Origin of the sequence: Spiroplasma helicoides (assembly GCF_001715535.1) — a bacterium.
In the GTDB taxonomy this organism is placed as follows: Bacteria; Bacillota_I; Bacilli_A; order Mycoplasmatales; family Mycoplasmataceae; genus Spiroplasma_A; species Spiroplasma_A helicoides.
Genome location: NZ_CP017015.1, coordinates 882,961 through 902,533, shown reverse-complemented (window position 1 = coordinate 902,533; position 19,573 = coordinate 882,961). Strand labels below are relative to the sequence as shown.

Annotated in this window: 15 protein-coding genes; 11 read left to right on the top strand and 4 right to left on the bottom strand. The window is 27.6% G+C overall.

All coding sequences use genetic code 4. From position 1 onward, the window contains the following. Positions 1–20: 20 nt before the first annotated feature. From SHELI_RS04035 to def, 4 genes are all read right to left on the bottom strand, one after another. Complete coding sequence (locus tag SHELI_RS04035) at positions 21–941, bottom strand: hypothetical protein (RefSeq protein ID WP_069116897.1); 921 nt, start codon at positions 939–941, stop codon at positions 21–23. 123 nt (positions 942–1,064) lie between these two features. Continuing rightward, positions 1,065–2,615, bottom strand: coding sequence for an APC family permease (locus SHELI_RS04030; RefSeq protein WP_069116895.1), 1,551 nt, complete (start codon positions 2,613–2,615; stop codon positions 1,065–1,067). A gap of 2 nt (positions 2,616–2,617) precedes the next feature. Then, a complete protein-coding gene (locus tag SHELI_RS04025) occupies positions 2,618–4,405 on the bottom strand; it encodes a ribonuclease J (protein ID WP_084449258.1) in 1,788 nt (595 codons plus the stop codon). 177 nt (positions 4,406–4,582) lie between these two features. Then, positions 4,583–5,191, bottom strand: a complete 609-nt coding sequence (def, locus tag SHELI_RS04020) for a peptide deformylase (RefSeq protein ID WP_157087588.1) — start codon at positions 5,189–5,191, stop codon at positions 4,583–4,585. An 85-nt stretch (positions 5,192–5,276) separates the two neighbouring features. On the opposite strand from def, the gene rsmD reads away from it, so the two are divergent. The 11 genes from rsmD (at position 5,277) to SHELI_RS03965 (ending at position 19,513) form a co-directional block, all read left to right on the top strand. Further along, a complete protein-coding gene (gene rsmD / locus SHELI_RS04015; protein WP_069116894.1) occupies positions 5,277–5,840 on the top strand; it encodes a 16S rRNA (guanine(966)-N(2))-methyltransferase RsmD in 564 nt (187 codons plus the stop codon). Positions 5,841–5,842: 2 nt separating this feature from the next. Further along, positions 5,843–6,736: a guanylate kinase gene (gene gmk, locus SHELI_RS04010; RefSeq protein ID WP_069116893.1), complete on the top strand. Its 894-nt coding sequence runs from the start codon at positions 5,843–5,845 to the stop codon at positions 6,734–6,736. Further along, on the top strand, positions 6,723–7,976 hold the full coding sequence (locus SHELI_RS04005) for a transcription antitermination factor NusB (RefSeq protein ID WP_069116891.1): 1,254 nt from the start codon (positions 6,723–6,725) through the stop codon (positions 7,974–7,976). The genes gmk and SHELI_RS04005 overlap by 14 nt, the downstream gene beginning before the upstream one ends. 64 nt (positions 7,977–8,040) lie before the next feature. Beyond that, positions 8,041–9,114 (top strand): 23S rRNA (adenine(2503)-C(2))-methyltransferase RlmN, encoded by a 1,074-nt coding sequence (rlmN, locus tag SHELI_RS04000; RefSeq protein ID WP_069116889.1) that lies wholly within the window; start codon positions 8,041–8,043, stop codon positions 9,112–9,114. Next, a complete protein-coding gene (locus SHELI_RS03995; RefSeq protein ID WP_069116887.1) occupies positions 9,104–9,862 on the top strand; it encodes a PP2C family protein-serine/threonine phosphatase in 759 nt (252 codons plus the stop codon). The genes rlmN and SHELI_RS03995 overlap by 11 nt, the downstream gene beginning before the upstream one ends. A 53-nt stretch (positions 9,863–9,915) precedes the next feature. Then, positions 9,916–10,929, top strand: a complete 1,014-nt coding sequence (locus SHELI_RS03990) for a serine/threonine protein kinase (protein ID WP_069116885.1) — start codon at positions 9,916–9,918, stop codon at positions 10,927–10,929. 2 nt (positions 10,930–10,931) lie between these two features. Beyond that, positions 10,932–11,828 (top strand): ribosome small subunit-dependent GTPase A, encoded by an 897-nt coding sequence (rsgA, locus tag SHELI_RS03985; RefSeq protein ID WP_069116883.1) that lies wholly within the window; start codon positions 10,932–10,934, stop codon positions 11,826–11,828. Beyond that, entirely contained in the window at positions 11,828–12,505 is a 678-nt protein-coding gene (gene rpe / locus SHELI_RS03980; protein ID WP_069116881.1) for a ribulose-phosphate 3-epimerase, read from the top strand. Before rsgA ends, rpe begins: the two co-directional genes overlap by 1 nt. Further along, positions 12,495–13,112 (top strand): thiamine diphosphokinase, encoded by a 618-nt coding sequence (locus tag SHELI_RS03975; RefSeq protein WP_198146089.1) that lies wholly within the window; start codon positions 12,495–12,497, stop codon positions 13,110–13,112. The genes rpe and SHELI_RS03975 overlap by 11 nt, the downstream gene beginning before the upstream one ends. Before the next feature lie 242 nt (positions 13,113–13,354). Beyond that, positions 13,355–14,836 carry a hypothetical protein gene (locus SHELI_RS03970; protein WP_232306376.1) on the top strand — a complete coding sequence of 494 codons (1,482 nt, stop codon included), beginning with the start codon at positions 13,355–13,357 and terminating at the stop codon, positions 14,834–14,836. A gap of 117 nt (positions 14,837–14,953) precedes the next feature. Next, on the top strand, positions 14,954–19,513 hold the full coding sequence (locus tag SHELI_RS03965) for an ABC transporter permease (RefSeq protein WP_069116875.1): 4,560 nt from the start codon (positions 14,954–14,956) through the stop codon (positions 19,511–19,513). The last annotated feature ends 60 nt before the right edge of the window (positions 19,514–19,573 follow it).

Genomic DNA, 19,573 nt, shown 5'->3' with positions numbered 1-19,573 from the left:
ATTAGCTTAGCTAATTTTTTTTATCTTCTTGATTCATCGTATTGTTTTTGTTTGTTTGCAAGATTTTGGTATTGACCATAAGTGAACTGTCCATTTCTTGATCAAATACCTTTTATACATTGAATTGCTGTGTAAATAATAAACATTTGTAAAGCTATTCTAAGTGTTGCAATCATACCATTAAATATTGATCCCAATAAACCTCTACGTCTCTCGAACATATCTGTTATTATTGAAATTATTGTTAAAATAGATGAAATAATTATTCATACAAGAGTTATAGTTGCAATAATCAAGTTAACTGTTGATAAGAACAGCATAAATCCTCTTGTTGCAGAACCTTCTTTGTCAAATTTTGTTCTTACATCATTTCCTACAAATGTAGCTATATTAGCTAATCCTCAAATTATACATACTGCTGAAACTGTTAAAATTATTATTGTAGCTTTTTTTGAAGTTTCATCAGTGTCAAATAAATTAAGATCTCCATTTAATGTAGAATATGTAAACAAATAACAAGCTATTGCTGCAAGACCAGAACCCAAGAAACAAGCCCCATAACCTCTAGAAATTGATATTCTAGGATTTATACTTGTTTGTACATCGCTATTTGGTAATCTCATAAGAAGAAATGGTGTTATTATTCCTCCAACTGAAAGTGAAAATAGCATCAATATATATCTATTATTTACAAATGTATCATCATCGCTTTTTGCTGAAAAATAGATAACATAGGCACTTGAAATTATACCCATAACTCCAAAGAAAACAATTAAAGTTATAACTGTATTTAGAGATATATTTGTAAGATCTATCATATTATTGTAATTTTTGAGATCTCGTATATTTACAAGCATATATCCTAATAAGAAGACTGTTACTAATATTCCAAATGCATGGGCTATAATAGCAAAAACCTTAGTTGAATGTATACTACGCATTTTTACCCTCCCTTTACCTAAATGATACACTAAAAAAGAATAAATTCTTAAAACTTAAAATAAATACATAAAATAAAAAAATGTATCATACTTTGATACATTTTTTTGACTTAAATTTTATCTTTAAGTTTCTAGCTTCTGAGATTTTTTAACTTGTTCTGGTTTGTTTACAATTGTAAATACTTTTTCATATTCTTGTAATGCTTTTAATTCTTCTGGTTTATCGTTTAACTTGGTCACTTGTTTTTTGTGATATACAAAGTACAGAAGTACTGCTATAACAAATACTCCAAATAAGTAAATCATTTGGAAAGAACTTGCCACAACTTTTTGTAGTTTATTATCAACATTTTCTTTCACAAATGGATCTATTAGATTTATAAAATAAAGTACAAATATAAATATTAAACAAATAAATGTTAAGACTCAACCAAAATATTCGAATATGTTAACTTTTATATTTTTTTTATAACCTTGATAAAATGCCGTTGGTAGTATTAATAAGTAAACAAATAGTAATACAATGGCTGTTACACCTGCAATTGTTGAGAAGTTGAATACACTCACATCTCCTGTAATACCTTGTATTAAATCAGGGACAAAAACAAACATAAAGTAAGTTATTGCCAAAGCAGCTATTGTTACTAAGATACCAGTAACTGGTACATTTTCTTTATTTTCTTTTTTAAATGAGTTTGGCAAGAATTTTTGTGATGCCATTGGTTCAAGAGTACTTCCACCAAACAATGTAACTTGTATTGAGGAGTTAAATCTCATCAACATTGTACAAACAATTATAATTATTGGTCCGGCTTTTTTTAAAAAGTCACTATTTAAAGCATCAAATAGCTGTAAATTTGGATTTCCTTTAAATTGATCTGTTACTGCTAGCATAACTATTACAGTAAACACTAGATAAAATAATGTTGTCATAAACATTATTATCATTATTGAAATTGGTACATTTTTTTCTCTATTTTTTATATTTTTTCCTGTTGTTATGAATGTTTCAAGTCCACAGAATGAGAAGAATAGGGCGTTAAATGTTTTAGAAAAACTACTAAAATCTAAAGTTCCTCTATCAATATTAAGTCCATTCTTCCCAGCATTAAGATTCATTGCTCCACCAACAATACCAAATATTATTAGTAAAACTGTTATTCCTCATGTTACATAACCTATTATTGTTGATACTAGCTTATATTTTCTTACTCCCAAGAAAATTACTGATGCTGCAATTATATATAAACCAAATGCAGCAAGATCCAATACCATATCTCCTCATCCTTTTAATGGACCAGTAAGACTTGATACCTCATCAAAATTGGCTTTAACCATTGTATTTAGCAATGCTACTCCAATTACTGGAATAGCAGCATAGTTTAGTAAACCCATTAGTAAACCTCAAAATTTACCAAAGGCTGTTCTAACATATTGGCTACCACCACCATTAGCCTCTGGGTGAACTTTCACAAGTTTTCCAAAAGTTCATGCACACATAAATGTTATAAATCCTACTAAAGCAATTATTCAAAATATGTGTAATCCTACACCTTGACCTTGTGCTTGATTTAGTATAGTTGCAAAATTGGCCGTATATGTTATTCCGGCCACAAATGTGAATCCTATTCAAACTATGTGAAATAGATTCAACTCTTCTTTCTTCGTCTTCATAATTACCTACTATCTATCTTTTTATTTAAAATTACTGGAATAATAAGAGGATTTCTTCTCTTATATCTAAAGATAAATGGCGATAAAGTCTCTTTAACAGCAGATTTAATTGCACCAAAAGTTGGTTTAGGTGAATTTAAAACTCCCAAAACAGCATTTGTAACAATATTTATAGACTCAGCAATTATGTTCCCACTTTCTCTCACATAAAAACTTCCTCTTGAAACAATCCTTGGTGCTGCTGACAATTTATTCTCTTGAGAATCAATTGAGATAATTACAGCCATTAACCCATCTCTACTTAAAATATTTCTTTCTCTAATAATATTACTTGCTTTCCCTGTCATATCTTTTCCATCAATGAAAATAGCTTCAGCAGGAATACGTTTTCCTAACTCTGCAGTTCCATTGTGTAATAAAATTTGATCTCCGTTAGCTACAACAAAAACATTGTGAGGTTTTACATTAACTTTTACTGCAGTTTCTCCATGGGTTTTAAGCATCCGATACTCTCCATGCATTGGCATAAAGCATTTTGGTTTTAAAAGAGTAAACAACAACTTTTGTTCCTCTTGACTTGCATGACCTGAAGTATGGATTTTTTGTTCGGTGTTATTTTCAATCACTATTGCACCGATTTTTGTTAATTTATTGACAACATTTTCAACATCTGCTCTATTACCTGGAATAGGGGATGATGACATAATCACTGTATCTCCTGGAATTAGTTTAATAGTGGGATGTTCCAGGCGAGCAATTCGTGAAAGTGCTGCCATTGGCTCTCCCTGACTACCTGTACACAGGATCATTATTTGATTTTTTGGAAAATTATCAACTTCATTTGCTTTGATAAACATTTTATCATTAATGTTCAAATGTCCCATTTGACGAATTATTTTAATAATTCGTTCTAAGCTCCTTCCAATAACAAGGATTCTTCTCCCATATTTATTTGCTAATTCAATAATATGTTGTATACGGTGAACATTAGAAGCAAAAGATGCTATTATTATTCTTCCTTTAGCTTTTAAGAAATGAGTATCAATATTTTGAATTACTTTTCTTTCTCCTAAAGTATATCCCTCAACTTCTGCATTAGTAGAATCTGACATTAATAATTCTATCCCATCATTACCTCATTGAGCTAATCTCTGGATGTTTGCACTATGTCCTAATGGAGTTCAGTCAAATTTGTAATCTCCTGTTGAAAAAATTGCTCCATTTGGAGTTGAAACATGAATTCCAAACGCATCTGGAATAGAGTGATTTACTGCTGCAAATTGTATTTTAAAATGTTTTGTTTGATATACATCATTTTCAACATACTCTCTAACAACAGTTTTGTTTTGTAATTTGTACTCTTTTAAACGATCTCTAATTAAAGCAGCCGCTAATTCAGGGGCATATATTACAGGAATATCTACTTGTTGTAATAAGTAAGGAATTCCACCGATGTGATCTTCATGACCATGAGTTATAAATAATCCTTTAACTTTTGAGTTATTTTCAACTAAATAACTAAAATCTGGAATAACTGCACTAACTCCAAGTTGTGTTGCATCAGGGAATTTAACTCCAGCATCAAGCATAATAATTTCATCATCATACTCTATACAATATGTGTTTTTACCTACTTCTTCTAATCCACCAAGAGCATATACTTTTGTTGGAAATTCTGCATGTTCTAATTTTTTTCTTTCTTGATCAACGTTACTATCTATTTTTTTGATTTCTATTTTAGCTTCTAGTTGAGAAACCAAATTGACGGTCTTGTCATCTTTCTTTTCCATAATATTGTTATCTCCTTATTTCCTATTTTTTTAGATACATTAAAATAAATTAAAAATTTACTTATAATAAAACACTTAATTGCTAAGAATTATTTAATTAATTTAAAAAAAAGAACTTTATTGGTATTATTTTAGCAAATTATAGAACAAAAACATAAAAAAAATAAAAAAAAAGAATTAAATAATAATTCAATCTTCTTCTTTATAATTGGGTTCTTTTTCATTAATTCTGTCGTAATATAACTTACCTTGAAGATGTTCGATTTCATGCTGAAAAACAATTGCTTGATATCCTCTTAATGTTAACTCTATATTTTGTTTTGTTAATCAATCATAACCTGTTATTTGTATTTTATAACTTCTTGGAACATTACCATTGTGATCAACATCAACACTCAAGCAACCTTCACCACCACTTAAGCAACATACTTGCTCGCTTTTTGCAATAATTTTAGTATTAACCATTGCAAATTCATCAACGTCACCAGCTTCATAATCTCACTCAAATCTAGCAAAAAACATATTTGCATTACTTCCGATTTGTGGAGCAGCAAGTCCAACCGCTGGTCTTAAGTGTTCGGGCGAATCTTTTACATTTAATTCTGGGTCCTGAGAATATCTAACAAAGTCAATCAACTTTCTCATAACCATTTCATTTTCTTCATTTAGTGGTAATTCAACATCAACACTTTGATTTCTAATTACTTCTGGTTGAGTATCTTTTCAAAGTCACTTATTAGACGGAATATCTTTTTGTAATAAATCCTTTTTTAAATCAAGCTTCATAACTTTTACCTCAAAATTGATTATAACTCAATTTAAAATTATTTTAGGTTATATTAAATATATAGATAAAAAAAGAAGGTTAAAAATGCGAGTTATTAGTGGTAAATTTAGAGGTAGAGTTTTAAAAACCCTTGAAGGTAAAAATACTAGACCAACAACAGCAAGGGTTAAAGAGGATATGTTTAACATTCTGAATAATTATTTTATTTATAATGAAAAAACAAGTCTTGATTTATTTGGTGGTAGTGGAGCTTTGAGCATTGAAGGCTTATCAAGAGGAATAAAATTTGCTTATATAAATGATAGTCATAAACCAGCTTTAGAAATTATCAACCAAAATTTAAAAAATATTGATCAAAATAGTTATAAATTACTTAATTATGATTATATGAGTACTTTAAAATATATAAATTCTCAAAATGTTAAAATAGATTTATTATACATAGACCCTCCATTTGCTCAAGTGGAATATTATTATGAAATATTTGACTATCTAAAAGCAAATAAGATTTTAAATAACTATGGTATATTAATAATAGAGGCAGAAAATCTACTAGATTTAGATAAATATGATTTTTTAACATTGTTAAAACAAAAAGACTATAAAAATAAACATCTTTATTTATTTAGAATTGAAGAAGAGGAATAAAAATGGCAAAAAGCGGAAAAATCGTAATACTTTCAGGTCCTTCAGGAGTAGGTAAGGGGACTGTTAACAAAGCATTAAGACAAGACAAAAGCCTAAAATTAGTACAATCAGTTTCTATGACAACAAGATCACCAAGACCCGGTGAAGTTGATGGAGTTGACTACTATTTTGTAGATATAGAAACATTTCAAGAAGCCATTGAACATGATGAATTAATTGAACATGCTCAATTTATTGGTAATTATTATGGAACACCCAGAAAACCTGTTTATGAACAAATAAAAAAAGGTGAAAATGTTATTTTGGAAATTGAAGTTATTGGAGCAACTCAGGTTTTGAAAAAAGAACAAAAAGAAAACTTAGTATCAATTTTTTTAATGCCTCCAAGTTTGAAGGCATTAGATCAAAGGTTGAGAAGTAGGGGAACAGAAACAGAAGATATTATCAAACAAAGATTAGATAAAGCACTTTTAGAAATTCCTCTTAAACACAATTACAAATACATAATCGAAATTGATAGTGTTGAAAACGCAGTAGCTAAAGTTAGAGATGTTTTAATAAAAGAAGAAACATTAGAAATACCAAAAACTGAAAGTCTATACTATCATTTAAAATCAGAAATAGATAAAGTTGTTGATGAAAACTATATGTATTTTGTAGAAAATTGAAAAGAAAATGTTGAAAAATTACATGATAGTAAAGTACCTGACAATTTTGATTTTAAAAAATACTTAGTTGATTTATTAACTGATAAGTCATATGCAGCTGTTTTAGCTCATAGTGATTTAGCGGTATTAAAAGATAAAAAATGTATTGAAGATTTAGTAGAAAAATTCATGATTGACGTTAACTTCTTTAGTTTTGAACAAAGTGCTTTTGAAAATGCAGAGTTCTAGAAATGCAGCGTTAAATATTTTGTTTGAAGTATTTGAAAATAATCAGTTTTCAAATAAATTATTGAATAAATTAAAACAAAAAAGTTTATTTAAAGAGCAAGATGTTAATTTTATTTACAAACTAGTTTATGGAACAATTCAATACAAAATTTATTTAGAATATGTTGTTAATAAATTGATTGATCCAAAAAAAACAAACAAAAAAATTCAAATATTATTATGAATGAATTTTTATCAAATTAAGTTTCTTAATAATCCGATATATTCGGTTACAAATGAATCTGTTGAAATAACTAAAAAAATCGATAAAAGTTTAAGCGGTCTTGTGAATGTTGTAACAAAAAAATTAGAAAATCAAGATTTATGAGAAGTAGACATAAAAAACAAAAAAAATATAGCTCCATTAAAAAACGGTTTTCCATATTGGTTATTTGAAAAAATAAGTAAAGATTTTTCAAGTGAAATTGCTCTCAAGGTAGTGGAATCTTCAAATAATACAAATGAAATTTCTTTTAGAATAAATACAAAAAAAATTAGTATAAAAGAATTTAAAGATAAGTTTTTAAATAAATTAGATTGCAAAAAATCAACAATTGCAAATAATTGTTATGTATCTAAAAGCAATAGTTTTTTGTTTGAACTAGTTAACGATGGTTTTATTTATATTCAAGATGAAACTAGTGTAAGAGCGGTTGAATTATTGGAAGTAAAACCAGAATCTAAAATTCTTGATATGTGTTGTGCTCCTGGTGGAAAACTTTCTTTTTTAGCAGCGTTAGTTGAATCGAATAATTTTATTGATGGCTATGAAATCAATAGTTCAAAAAAGAATATCATAAAACAAAATTTAAAAGTTTTAGATATTAATAATGTAAACTTATATTTTAAAGACGCAAGACTTGTAAAAGAACATTATGACTGCATATTATTAGATGCCCCTTGTTCTGGTTATGGACTAATCAAAAAAAAGCCAGAAATAAAGTTGAAAAAATATAGTGATTTAGAAATGCAAAAAATGTACCAAGTTCAAAAAGAATTGTTGATGACTGCTATTGATAATTTAAATGATGGTGGAACTATTCTATATAGCACCTGCACAATTAATAAAAATGAAAACCAAGATTTGATAAATGAAGTCATTAAAAAAACAAAAATGAAGTTGATTTTAGAGGAGCAATACTTTGGTTTTGAAGGTAATAATAACGGATTTTATATCGCAAAATTAAAAAAAGAATTTTAGTATCTAAGTTAGTCTTAATACTAAAAGGGTTAAATTATGATAAAATTATATATGGAGAATTTACATGGAAAAAAATAGTATTTTTAGTTACACTATTGAAGAATTACAAAATATTTTACTTGAAAATAATTTTAATAAATTTTCAGCGTCACAAATTTTTGATTGAATTTACATAAAATTGGAAACAGATTTTAATAACATGACAAATCTAAGCAAAGAACTAAGACAGTTTCTTACAGAAAACTTTAGTATCAATCTTTTAAAAGATCTTGTTACCGAGGAATCAAAAGATGGAACTATAAAAATCTTGTTTATGCTGGATGATAAAAGAACTATTGAAACTGTATTGATGCCACAAAAGTATGGACAGTCTGTTTGTGTAACAACACAAGTTGGCTGTAGGATGGCCTGTAAGTTTTGTGCATCAGGTTTAATAAAAACAGAAAGAAATTTGTCAACAGATGAAATTGTTAGACAAATCTTTTCTATGAATGTTTATTTGAGAAAAAAATATGGTGATGACTTAGACAATCCAAGAGCTAGAGTAAGTCACATCGTTGTTATGGGTATTGGTGAACCTTTTGATAATTTCCAAAATGTTATGAATTTTATAGATATTATTAATTGTGCTAAAGGATTTCAAATTGGGGCAAGACACATTACAATTTCAACTTGCGGTGTTGTACCAAAAATTAGAGAGTTTGCAGATTTAAAAACTCAAATAAACTTAGCTATTTCTTTACATGCATCAAACGATGAGGTGAGAAATCAAATGATGCCAATAAATAAAGCATTTCCAATTGCTGTATTATTGGAGGCTGTTAGATATTACATTTCTGTTACAAACAGAAGAGTAACATTTGAGTATATTTTGATAGATAATGTCAATGATAAACCTGAACACGCTAATGAATTGGCAAGATTAATTCGCGGAATAAATGGTTATGTCAATCTAATACCATATAATGAAGTTGAAGAAAATGAATATCGAAAATCAACAAGAGTTGACGAGTTTTTCAAAATTTTAAAAAAACAAGGTATTAATGCTATAGTTAGAAAAGAATTTGGTTCGGATATAGATGCTGCTTGTGGTCAGTTAAGAGCAAAAAGAGAAGGTGTAATTAAAAATGAAATTTAAATATGCAACACTTACAGATATAGGAAATTACCGAAAGGCTAATCAAGATTATTTAGACTTTGCTGTTAATAAATCAGGTGAAGCTTTTGGGATCGTTTGCGATGGTATGGGTGGTCATGCACATGGTGAAGTAGCTTCTAAAATGGCTGTTGAAAAATTTGTAGAACTATTTAAAGAACAAAATTTTGACAATATGAACCAAAAACAAATAAATAGATGACTAAGAAATTGTGTGAGTGAAATTCTAAATGAAATGGTTGAATATTCAAATGAACATTTAGAAACAAAAGATATGGGTACAACACTTACTGCAATTTTATTTGCTAAAGCTGGCGCTTTTGTTATTAATATCGGCGATTCAAGAACCTATAAATTATCTGATAATAAACTGTTTCAAATAACTCAAGATCAAAACTTATGAAACTCAACTCCCGAAGCCGAAAGAAGGGATATTCAAATGTCGGGTCAGTATGAAAGAGCAAATGACATAACTTTTTGAAAAGTTTTGACAAGTGCATTAGGTCCTCAAAAAACTTTAAGAATAGACACATATTATATAGAAGTTCCTCAAGGGATTTATATGTTAACAAGTGATGGTGTACACGATTACATTGATGAAGAGATTGCGGCATCTACTTTAGCTAATTCAAGAATGAAATTAAAAGATATGGCATATAATATAATAGAAGATGCCAAAGATAATGTTTCAACAGATAATTTATCTATTTTAATTATTGAAGCAGAGTAATTTATTTACTTTGCTTTTTTTGATATTATTAAGTAAACAAAGGGGCAATGAACATGAGTGATTCTTTAGAAAACAGAATAATAGCAGACAGATATAAAGTCATTCAAGAATTAGGAAAGGGTGGAATGGCAACTGTTTTAAAAGCATTTGATTTGGCAACAGGATCAATTGTTGCTATAAAAATATTAGATGCAAAATTTAAAGAAAAAGAAACTGGGCAAGAAAGATTTGAAGTAGAAAAAGAAGCATTTGCAAAATTAAGAGAAAACCCAAATGTAATAAAACTATTTGATGTTATCCAATCTGGCGATGAGTGATACATAATCTTAGAATGTATTGAGGGTGGAACATTAAAAGACAAGTTTTTAAGTTTTGGAACTATGACTTTAAATGAAATTAAGTACTATTTTGGAGCATTATGTATAGCTATTGATGATGCACATAAATTAGGAATTGTTCACAGAGACATAAAACCAGATAATGTCCTATTAACAAAATCAGGAGAAGTTAAATTAGGAGACTTTGGTATATCTATTATGGAAGGTGTATCAAAAGAAGAAAACAAAGTTGTTGGAACACCTAGATACATGGCTCCAGAGGTAATTACAAAGAAAAAACCAACTCCACAAAGTGATATTTATTCATTAGGAATAATGCTTTATGAGTTTGCAACTGGTGTGCCACCATTTCTCGCTTCAAAAACAAATGATTTAACCATAAGTCAAGTTAAAGAAAAACCAACTCCGCCAACCATGATAAACCCAACAGTACCACAATCACTTGAAAATATTATTTTAAAAATGATTGAAAAAGAGCCACAAAATCGTTATTTGTCAGCTCGAGAAGTGTATGATGAATTGATGCAAGTTAGATTAACTGATAATGTAAAACCTTACAATTATCATCTAACAACATCATTTGAAGTAAAAGGTAAAGAAGCACGACATAAAATTGGTTCACACCTTGATAGACTGCCGCTAATAACAAAAACTAAGTACTTTATTACAATAATCGCGTTTTTATTACTTGGTTTAGTTGGATTTCTTGCTGCAATACTGCTTAGTTAATTATGAAAAAAGGGATTATATTAAAAGTTTTAAGTGAGTATGCATATGTATATTTTGAGAATAGGTTATATGAATGTAAAACGCAAGGAAAAGTAAGGCACAAGAATTTAATACCAGTTACTGGAGACTATGTACATTTTGAAATTTTAGATGAAAAAAATCTTAAAGGAACAGTCAACGAAATATTACCAAGAAAAAATGAGTTATATAGACCAAGAATCTCAAATGTTGATCAAGTGGTTATTATAACTTCTGTAAAAGAACCTGATTTTAATTCATATACATTAAATAAATATCTTGCTTTTATAGAGTTTATAAATATAAAGCCTATTTTAGCTTTCACAAAAGTGGATTTATTGGATAAAAATAGTCTTGTTTGACAAGTGGCAAATGATTATAGAAATATTGGTTATGATGTTTATTTAATAAATAATATGATTGAAACAGATAATGAGTGAAAAAAATTTATTGATAATTTGAATGACAAGGTTTCAGTTTTTACTGGACAAACCGGGGCAGGGAAGTCAACAACTTTAAACCATATAATTCCAACCGCTTTTGAAAAAACACAGCAGATATCAAAAGCTTTGAATAGAGGTAAACATACAACAACAAAAAATGAACTATTCATTTATAAAAAGGGACTTATCGGTGACACTCCTGGATTTTCATCATTTGAACTAAAAGAAATTGATAAATATGAATTAGCGCATAGCTATAAGTTTTTTGAAAAAAATATAACTAAGTGTAAATTTAATGACTGTATACATTTAGAAGAAACACCAGGGTGTGAAATTGTTAAACTCGTTGCAAATAAGCAATTTCCAGAGTTTATTTATAATGATTATATAAAAATGCAAGATAAACTTGTCAATAATGAAAGAAAGAAGAAATACTAATGAGCCAATTTATAGTAGCACCAAGTATATTAACTGCAAATTTTTTAAAACTTTCACATGAATTAGATAGATTAAAAAAAGCTGGGATCAATTGAATCCATTATGATGTTATGGATTATAATTTTGTTCCAAACCTAAGTTTTGGACCATCAATTTTAAAAAATATAACAGATAATTACGATTTTAAAATTGATGTACATTTGATGGTCAAAATAAATAATTCAACCATAGTAGACTATTTAAAGCCTTTTTTGCAAAAAAACGTTTTCCAAATAACTATGCATTATGAATCAATCGAAAATAAAGATGTGCAAAATTTTATTAGTTTTTGTAAATCAAATAATATCAAAGCTTCAATGGCTATAAGTCCTGATACAACTGTGGAACAAATTGAAAACCATTTATCACAATTAGACAATGTTTTAGTGATGAGTGTTTACCCTGGTTTTGGGGGTCAAAAGTTTATTGAAAAGTCTATTAAAAAAATCGAGAAACTTAAAAGACATCGTGAGGAAAATAATTGGGCATATACAATTGAGGTTGATGGGGGAATTAATCAAGATACATACCATTTAGTCCAAAAGGCTGGCATTGATATGATAGTTGCTGGTAGTTATTTGGTAAGCGATATTGATGAAGTTGAATTAAGAAAGAGAGTGATGAATCTTGAAAACTAAATTTCTAATTGTCACATGTGAAACAAATTTAGACTTAAACTATTATAAAAATGAATATCATTTTATTGGTGTGGAACGAGGTTGTTTGGACTTAATTAAAAAAAATATTGATATTGATTATGCTATCTCAGATTTCGATCAAGTAACCGAAGAAGAGTTAGAAAAGATAAAAAATAATAGTCGTAATTTTATAAAACTAAATCCAGAAAAAGACTATTTAGATGGAAAAGAAGCTATTCAAAAAGCATATGAATTAGGAGCAACAGAAGTGGTTATGGTTGCTAATCCAACAAAAAGAATGGATATGAATTTTAGTGTTATAGAGTTTTGTTATAAAGATAGAGTAAAAATTATAAATGAAAGTTCTGTTATGTTTTGCTTACAAGCAGGTAAAAATGTGATTGAATTTGATCAATATCAAGATTATACGTACATAACCTTATTTCCCGTCCATCAAACAAAACTTACTATTAAAGGTTTACAATATGAGCAAAAAAATTTAATGTTATTACCATACTCAACAAGGGCTTATTCTAATTGTTTTGTACCATACAATGACGGAATAATAGAGTCTGATAAACTAATTTTAATAATATTTACAAAGTAAAAAATTAATTAATTTAACACAGTATATTTTGTTAATATATATATATATATATATATATGATTAAAAATAATGTCTAAGGAGGCTATATTATCAAATTCTTAATAAAATTTTTCGCAGTAATTGGATTTATCTTTAGTAATGTTTTTATAGGAATAACATCAATTGATAAAAGCATTGAAAGTAAAAATGCAACTACAATTTTTAAAGCGAGAGCAAACTCAACTGAATACACATATAATAGTTTGCTTTTAGAAGACTATAAAGTAAGCAAAGGGATATCTAAATCAGGTAAACTTATGTATTATGGAAGAGTATTAAAATACTATCTTGCTAACAATGTTAAAGTTAGTTCTGACACAATAAATTACATCGAAAATTGAATAAAAGAAAATTTGAGCACAACAAATACTTATTCAAATGCATTATTGGAGCAAAATCTTATTGCATCATCTTTGACAATTAGTGCATATGGAGCAACTAGTGACCAAGAGTTTTTTGCAGAATCATTTGCTAAATGAATGTTGACACCTAATGATAAAAAGAATTTAAGTTGAGAGTTATACAACACTTTCTTTACTCAGGTTTTCCCTGCTTTAATCAAAGAAGGTAAAGTGGCTGATGATGCTGAAATTGAAATTAAAAAAATAGTTGAACTAAACACAAATAAAAATTCTTATAATCTTTCATTAGGTGCAAAACCTACTGACGGAATTGATTCACTAGAATATGCAGGAGATATAATAGGCTGACAAAATACAAATTACTACAAATCAGCGGCTACTTCTATATTAGAACAAGTACTATCTATCAGTAATAGTTTATATTATCGAAATTCTATTTCTAATTACCTTAAATCTCAAAATGGTAATAATACACTGCAAGACTCAATAAGCAATTGAATGTATAGTTCATATATTAAAGCAAGTGATGAATCAATCAAAAGTTTTAAAGATTACAATTCTAATCATTTTTCATCATTTGAGAGTTTAGATACCTTTTTACAAGAAAAAACTGTTGATAAAGTTGGTAATAAAAGAATCTGATTGTCTGATATGTATAAATCAATTGAAGAAACATACTCAAAATCTATACCAACTGATAAAAACAATGAATATATTAGTAGTTGAACAAATGATACAACAATAAGTCTTGAAAATGTCACTTTAGAACTATACAACTATTTATATTCTTTAATAGGTAATGAAGAGTGAATTACAAAAATAATATATGGATTAGTAATATCTCCTGATGATCCTTTAAAAAGTGACACAAATGAAGATATGACTGGGGTTTTGGGATACACTGCAACAACAGCTGGAGAACTTACTGCTGGAGGTTATACAACAGTTAATTCATATATTGTAATTTGTGGAAGTGGTCTTTTAATTAAAGATTATAATTATCAATACAAACAAGGTTGGTTTTCTTCGCCAACTCAATTCCACGTTTTAGTTCATGAAATGGGTCATGCAATGGATGCATTTGCTGCAAAAGTTAATGATGTTAGAAACTTAAAAAACACTCAAGAAAGCAATTATTCAGATTTATATCCTGGAGAATACTTTGGTACTGAAGTAAATAAAAAAAGTGAGAGTACTCCAGTTAGCAAAAAAGAATCATTCACTTATGTGATAGGTAGTGTTATAGGGATAATGATAGCAGCAGGAGTAATAATATTAGGATTTGCATTATATAAAAGATCAAAAGGAGTAAGAAGAGCTTAATCAATAAAATGATTATGAATATCTAAAAATTTTTACTTACTTTTAAGAAACCTAATTTATAAAAAAATATGGTATTATTAATGTAATTTTATTAGAAATAATGCAAAGGAAGATACTATGCTTTTATTTAAAAATGGAATTAAACAGCTCCTTAAAGATTGGTGACAATTTTTAATTTATTTAAGTTTAATAAGTATAGCTGTTTTGTTTACTTCAGCTTTTGGAATTGTTTCAACCAATTTAGTTAAAAATAATAATAGCTTAACCAAAAATTTTAATGGTTATGATTATACATACAAATTTACATCAAGTGCATATAACTCAAACGATACACAAACAGTGTCACCGTTTTTTGCATTTAGTAATGACTATTTAACAAGTTGAAAATGATCTGACAGCACAAAAACAGATAAAGTAGAATTAAAAAATAATTTTCCCACACTAACAATTGGGGGAGACGACTCAGTTTTATTACCTTTTGAATTTAATTCAAAAATAGATTCAACTACAAAATCTTCTACATATGATTCATCAGTTTATTGAGTTAATGATGTAGATGGTGATATTTACAAAAATATGAGATTAAACTTTGGATTTGGAGATTTAGAAGGTTATACTAAGGGAAATAATGCTTCTAAACCAAAATATAGTTACTTACCTTCTGCAGAAGAAAGCATTTTAAATTTAACAGATGATCAAAAAATAAATGACTACGTTGCTAAAAAAAGATTTGGTAGATTTTATCGCTTTAATGAAAAATCAAGTAAGTTTCAAAATTCTTTAATTGGTCAATTATACAAAAAAAATAATAATTTTAAAGACGAACTTTCAACTCAACAAAGAAAAACAGCTTTGAATATTTTTGATTACATGTTTTACTTGAATATTTCTTCTATGACAGGTGCAATCAAGAACTTTATAATTAATAATGCTATATCAAAATACAGTTTAGAACAATTAAAAGAAGCAGATACAGTTAAGAAAATTAACTTATTTGTTAATGGAGATGAAACCACTTGATCAAAACCATCTAAAACAGAAGATGAGTTTATTAAAAATGGTTTTAATGGTAGAATCGGAAATTTATTAGACCCTGTTTCTGAAGGCAATTCAAAGGATGAAGAAACCCCATCTAAGTACTTTTTTGTAGATACAAAATCTTTAAATAGAGATCCTAAAAAGGATAGTCCAACAAGAAGTGATAAAAAATTATGAGATAGCAATGAAATAGGTAGCTATGGTAGTTATTTATTAAAAAATTATGAGTCAAGTTACCTATATGACACTTCAACTAACACAAATAACTATTTTTTAAATGATGGAACAATATTGAAATCAAAAAATTTATTTAATTCATACTATAATTTAGTTTCAGACTTAACTAATTTTGATTTGAGATACACTAATGAAGTAGTTATGTGAGATACAAGGGGAAAATATAGATATATATCTTCATATTATTCATATCAAGATATTGAAAATCAAACTACTTCAACAAGATTTAATAACGAAGATCTATATACCATTTATGAATACAACAATACAAGCACTACTAATAGTGGGAAAAACAACGATTTACTAACTAAACAAACATTTATGACAACTTATGGTTATTATTCAAGTAATAATTTGTCGCTTGGTTCAGAATATCAAATAGTTCCAGGAGTAGGAGAAGACTTTAAGCTTAGATTAGATGCGGTTGGGGTTGATGCTTTAAACATTTATCCAACAATTTATGATGAGGATGTCTTAACAAATCAAGATACTGATGCTATTTTCTATTTAAACACAGAAATGTTTAGAACATTGTTTAATGCAAGTTCATCTGGACAAAGTTATATTGAAAATACTAAATTTCAAGATGTATCAAAGGTATATATGAAATATAGAGGTAATTCGGGAGATATAAATTCTGATAAATCTTTATATCAATTATTTGCTGCTGATAACATTTTGGGTTTAAAAGAAGCTTCACAAAAAATAAATGATTATGCACAAAATGGCTGAGTTGATACAGCATTTGATTATAGTAAAGTTTCAAGATTGGCACCATTATCATTTGACGATACAGCGGTGTTCAACATGAGAAGTACATTTTTTGGTCAAGCTTCAGGTATGTTTTTAACGCTATCACTTTCATTTTGTATTGTTTTGTTATCTGTAATTTTATTTATTACATATAACATAACTAAAAAGTTTTTGAATGCACAAAAAAGTCAAATTGGTAACTTAAAAGCTTTAGGGGTAAGTAGCTCAAGAATAATTATTAGTTTTATTATATTTTTAAGTTTACCAATAATTTTAATGGTACCTATTGGTTGAGGACTAAGTATCGCCCTCCAAAAACCGCTCTTGAATATTTTTGGAATTTATTTCAACATTGAGAATAGTGTAATCTTTGACTATAAATTCTTAGCAATTGAATGAATAGTTTTTGCGGTTCTTGCAATAGGTTTGATTTGAATGATTGCTTACAGAATGGTTAGAAAAAATGCTTTATCATTAATGCAACCAAGTAGTTCTAACAAACCAAATATTTTTATTACAAAACTATTTAATAAATTTACACCTAAAAAGTTCACAAGTAGAATTAGAGCTTCTTTGATAACACTGTCTATTAGAGATTTATTTACTTTTGCATTTGTAATAACAATCAGTACAATAATTTTAATGTTTTCTGCAACAGTGCCAAATTCACTTTCATCGATGTCAAAAAAATACTTTAATGCAATTAATTACAACAATGACTACACATATTCAAATATAGTTTCAAATAACCCATTTACTAAATATAATTGAAGGCAAAGTGATGGTGATCAAGCTAAGTTTAATGATGCAAATTCATTATTTTCTTCTTACAAAAAAACAAGCGATGGTAAATATTTAAGTTTATTAGATGCTAACGGTTGAGAAAGTTATCGTGATTACAATAACTTCTTTGAAACAATAATCACTCAACACGCTCTTGGTTTAAATGGTTATTTATTATCAACTGGAATTTTAGATAAAGTTATTGATGCTTCTAACAAACTATATGAAAATGGTAATAAAAGTGTTGAAACAAAAGTTAAACAATTAACTTGCTCAGTTTTACCTCAATTATTTAATCAACCTGCAATTGAAGATACAACTGGTTCTAATGCAAAACAAATTGTGGAAGGATGTATTAAGTCAATTACAAACAACACAATTCCTTCTGTAATAAAACAAAGATGAGAAGATGATAATAATAAATTTTTAAACTTTAGTTTTGCATTTAACACAATATCATATGACAATAGCAAAGATGAAATTTATACAAATGTAAATGCATATGATGATGGAAACCATGCTCTAAAAATCTATGGGTTAAATGAAAAATCAGCTGTAAAAAATATTAATTTAGAACACAGAGATGATTTATATAAAAATTATAATGATGATGAATCAAGTGTAGATGTTTTAATAAATGAAGCCACAAGATTGAAAGGTTATAAAGTCGGAGATAAGATTAATTTAAATTTCTCAACTCAGGAGCTAAATTACATTGATGCAAACGGGAATTATGACACATTATCAAATAACTTTGATTGATATTATCAAGGAAAAGAAATAAATTTAAATGAAGTTGATTTAGGTCATTTTGCTTATTATTCACAAAATAACAATCAAAAATTATATTATATTGAAAACAACGAATATAAAGAATTTGGAGATCTATCAAAAGTTGCTTTAAAAGTTAAAGAATCTTCAAAAATAAATAGTGAGCTTTTAAATAAAACTAATAATGAATATGAATCACTATTTGGTAAAAAAATGGATGGAGATATGATTTATCCATTTGAAATTAGAACTTGAAATAATGAGGAAAATAGATATAACGATGTAGGAATAATGGATTTAGCAAGCGGAACAAATAGCTGATGAAATATGGCACTAGAAAATGGTCTTCTTGCTTCTACATCAAAAACTAAAACAATAGTTGGAAATATTGTTGATGTTGAACATGTCTATGATAGTCCTAAAGTTTATATGGATCAAAGAAAACTAAATAAAGCACTTGGTTATCAAAACTATGATTCATTGCTCAATAATTCTAACGTTAATATTTGAAGTAATGCAAAAATGAGTAGGGAAGATGAACCATCAGACAGATATGATAGATCAATTTTCAAATTTATGCAAGCAAATAATACCACTACAAATGCATCTAAATATATGAGTGATGCAGTTGGATATACAGATTATATAAACTTGAAAAAAGATGCAATGTCAAACTTGTTAAAATCAGTAATAAGTATTGCAATTGTATTTATCTCTATATCAATGGTTGTTGGAATTATTATAATTTATGTAATTACTGATATCTTTATAGGTAAATATAAATCATTTATGAACTATATGCGTATTTTGGGATACACATTAAGAGAAATAAATTCAATTGTTTTATGGATTTTCTTACCAATAACATTTATTTTTGCAGCATTAGCAATAGGGTTGACAGCAGGAATAATGTTTGGTGTTGTACCATCCTTACTTCTAACAATTGAAATCGCAATTCCTTTTGTAATTGATTGATATGTTTATCTTGCGATATTTGGAGTTGCTGTAGCTATCTTCATAATTGCTTATTTAATAATTTTGAGATCACTGTTTAAAACAAATTTAGCTGCATTTACAGGAACAACTTCACAATAGAAAAAATATTTCAATTATTAATTAAAAATGGAAAATTACACTAACTATGGGTATAATTTA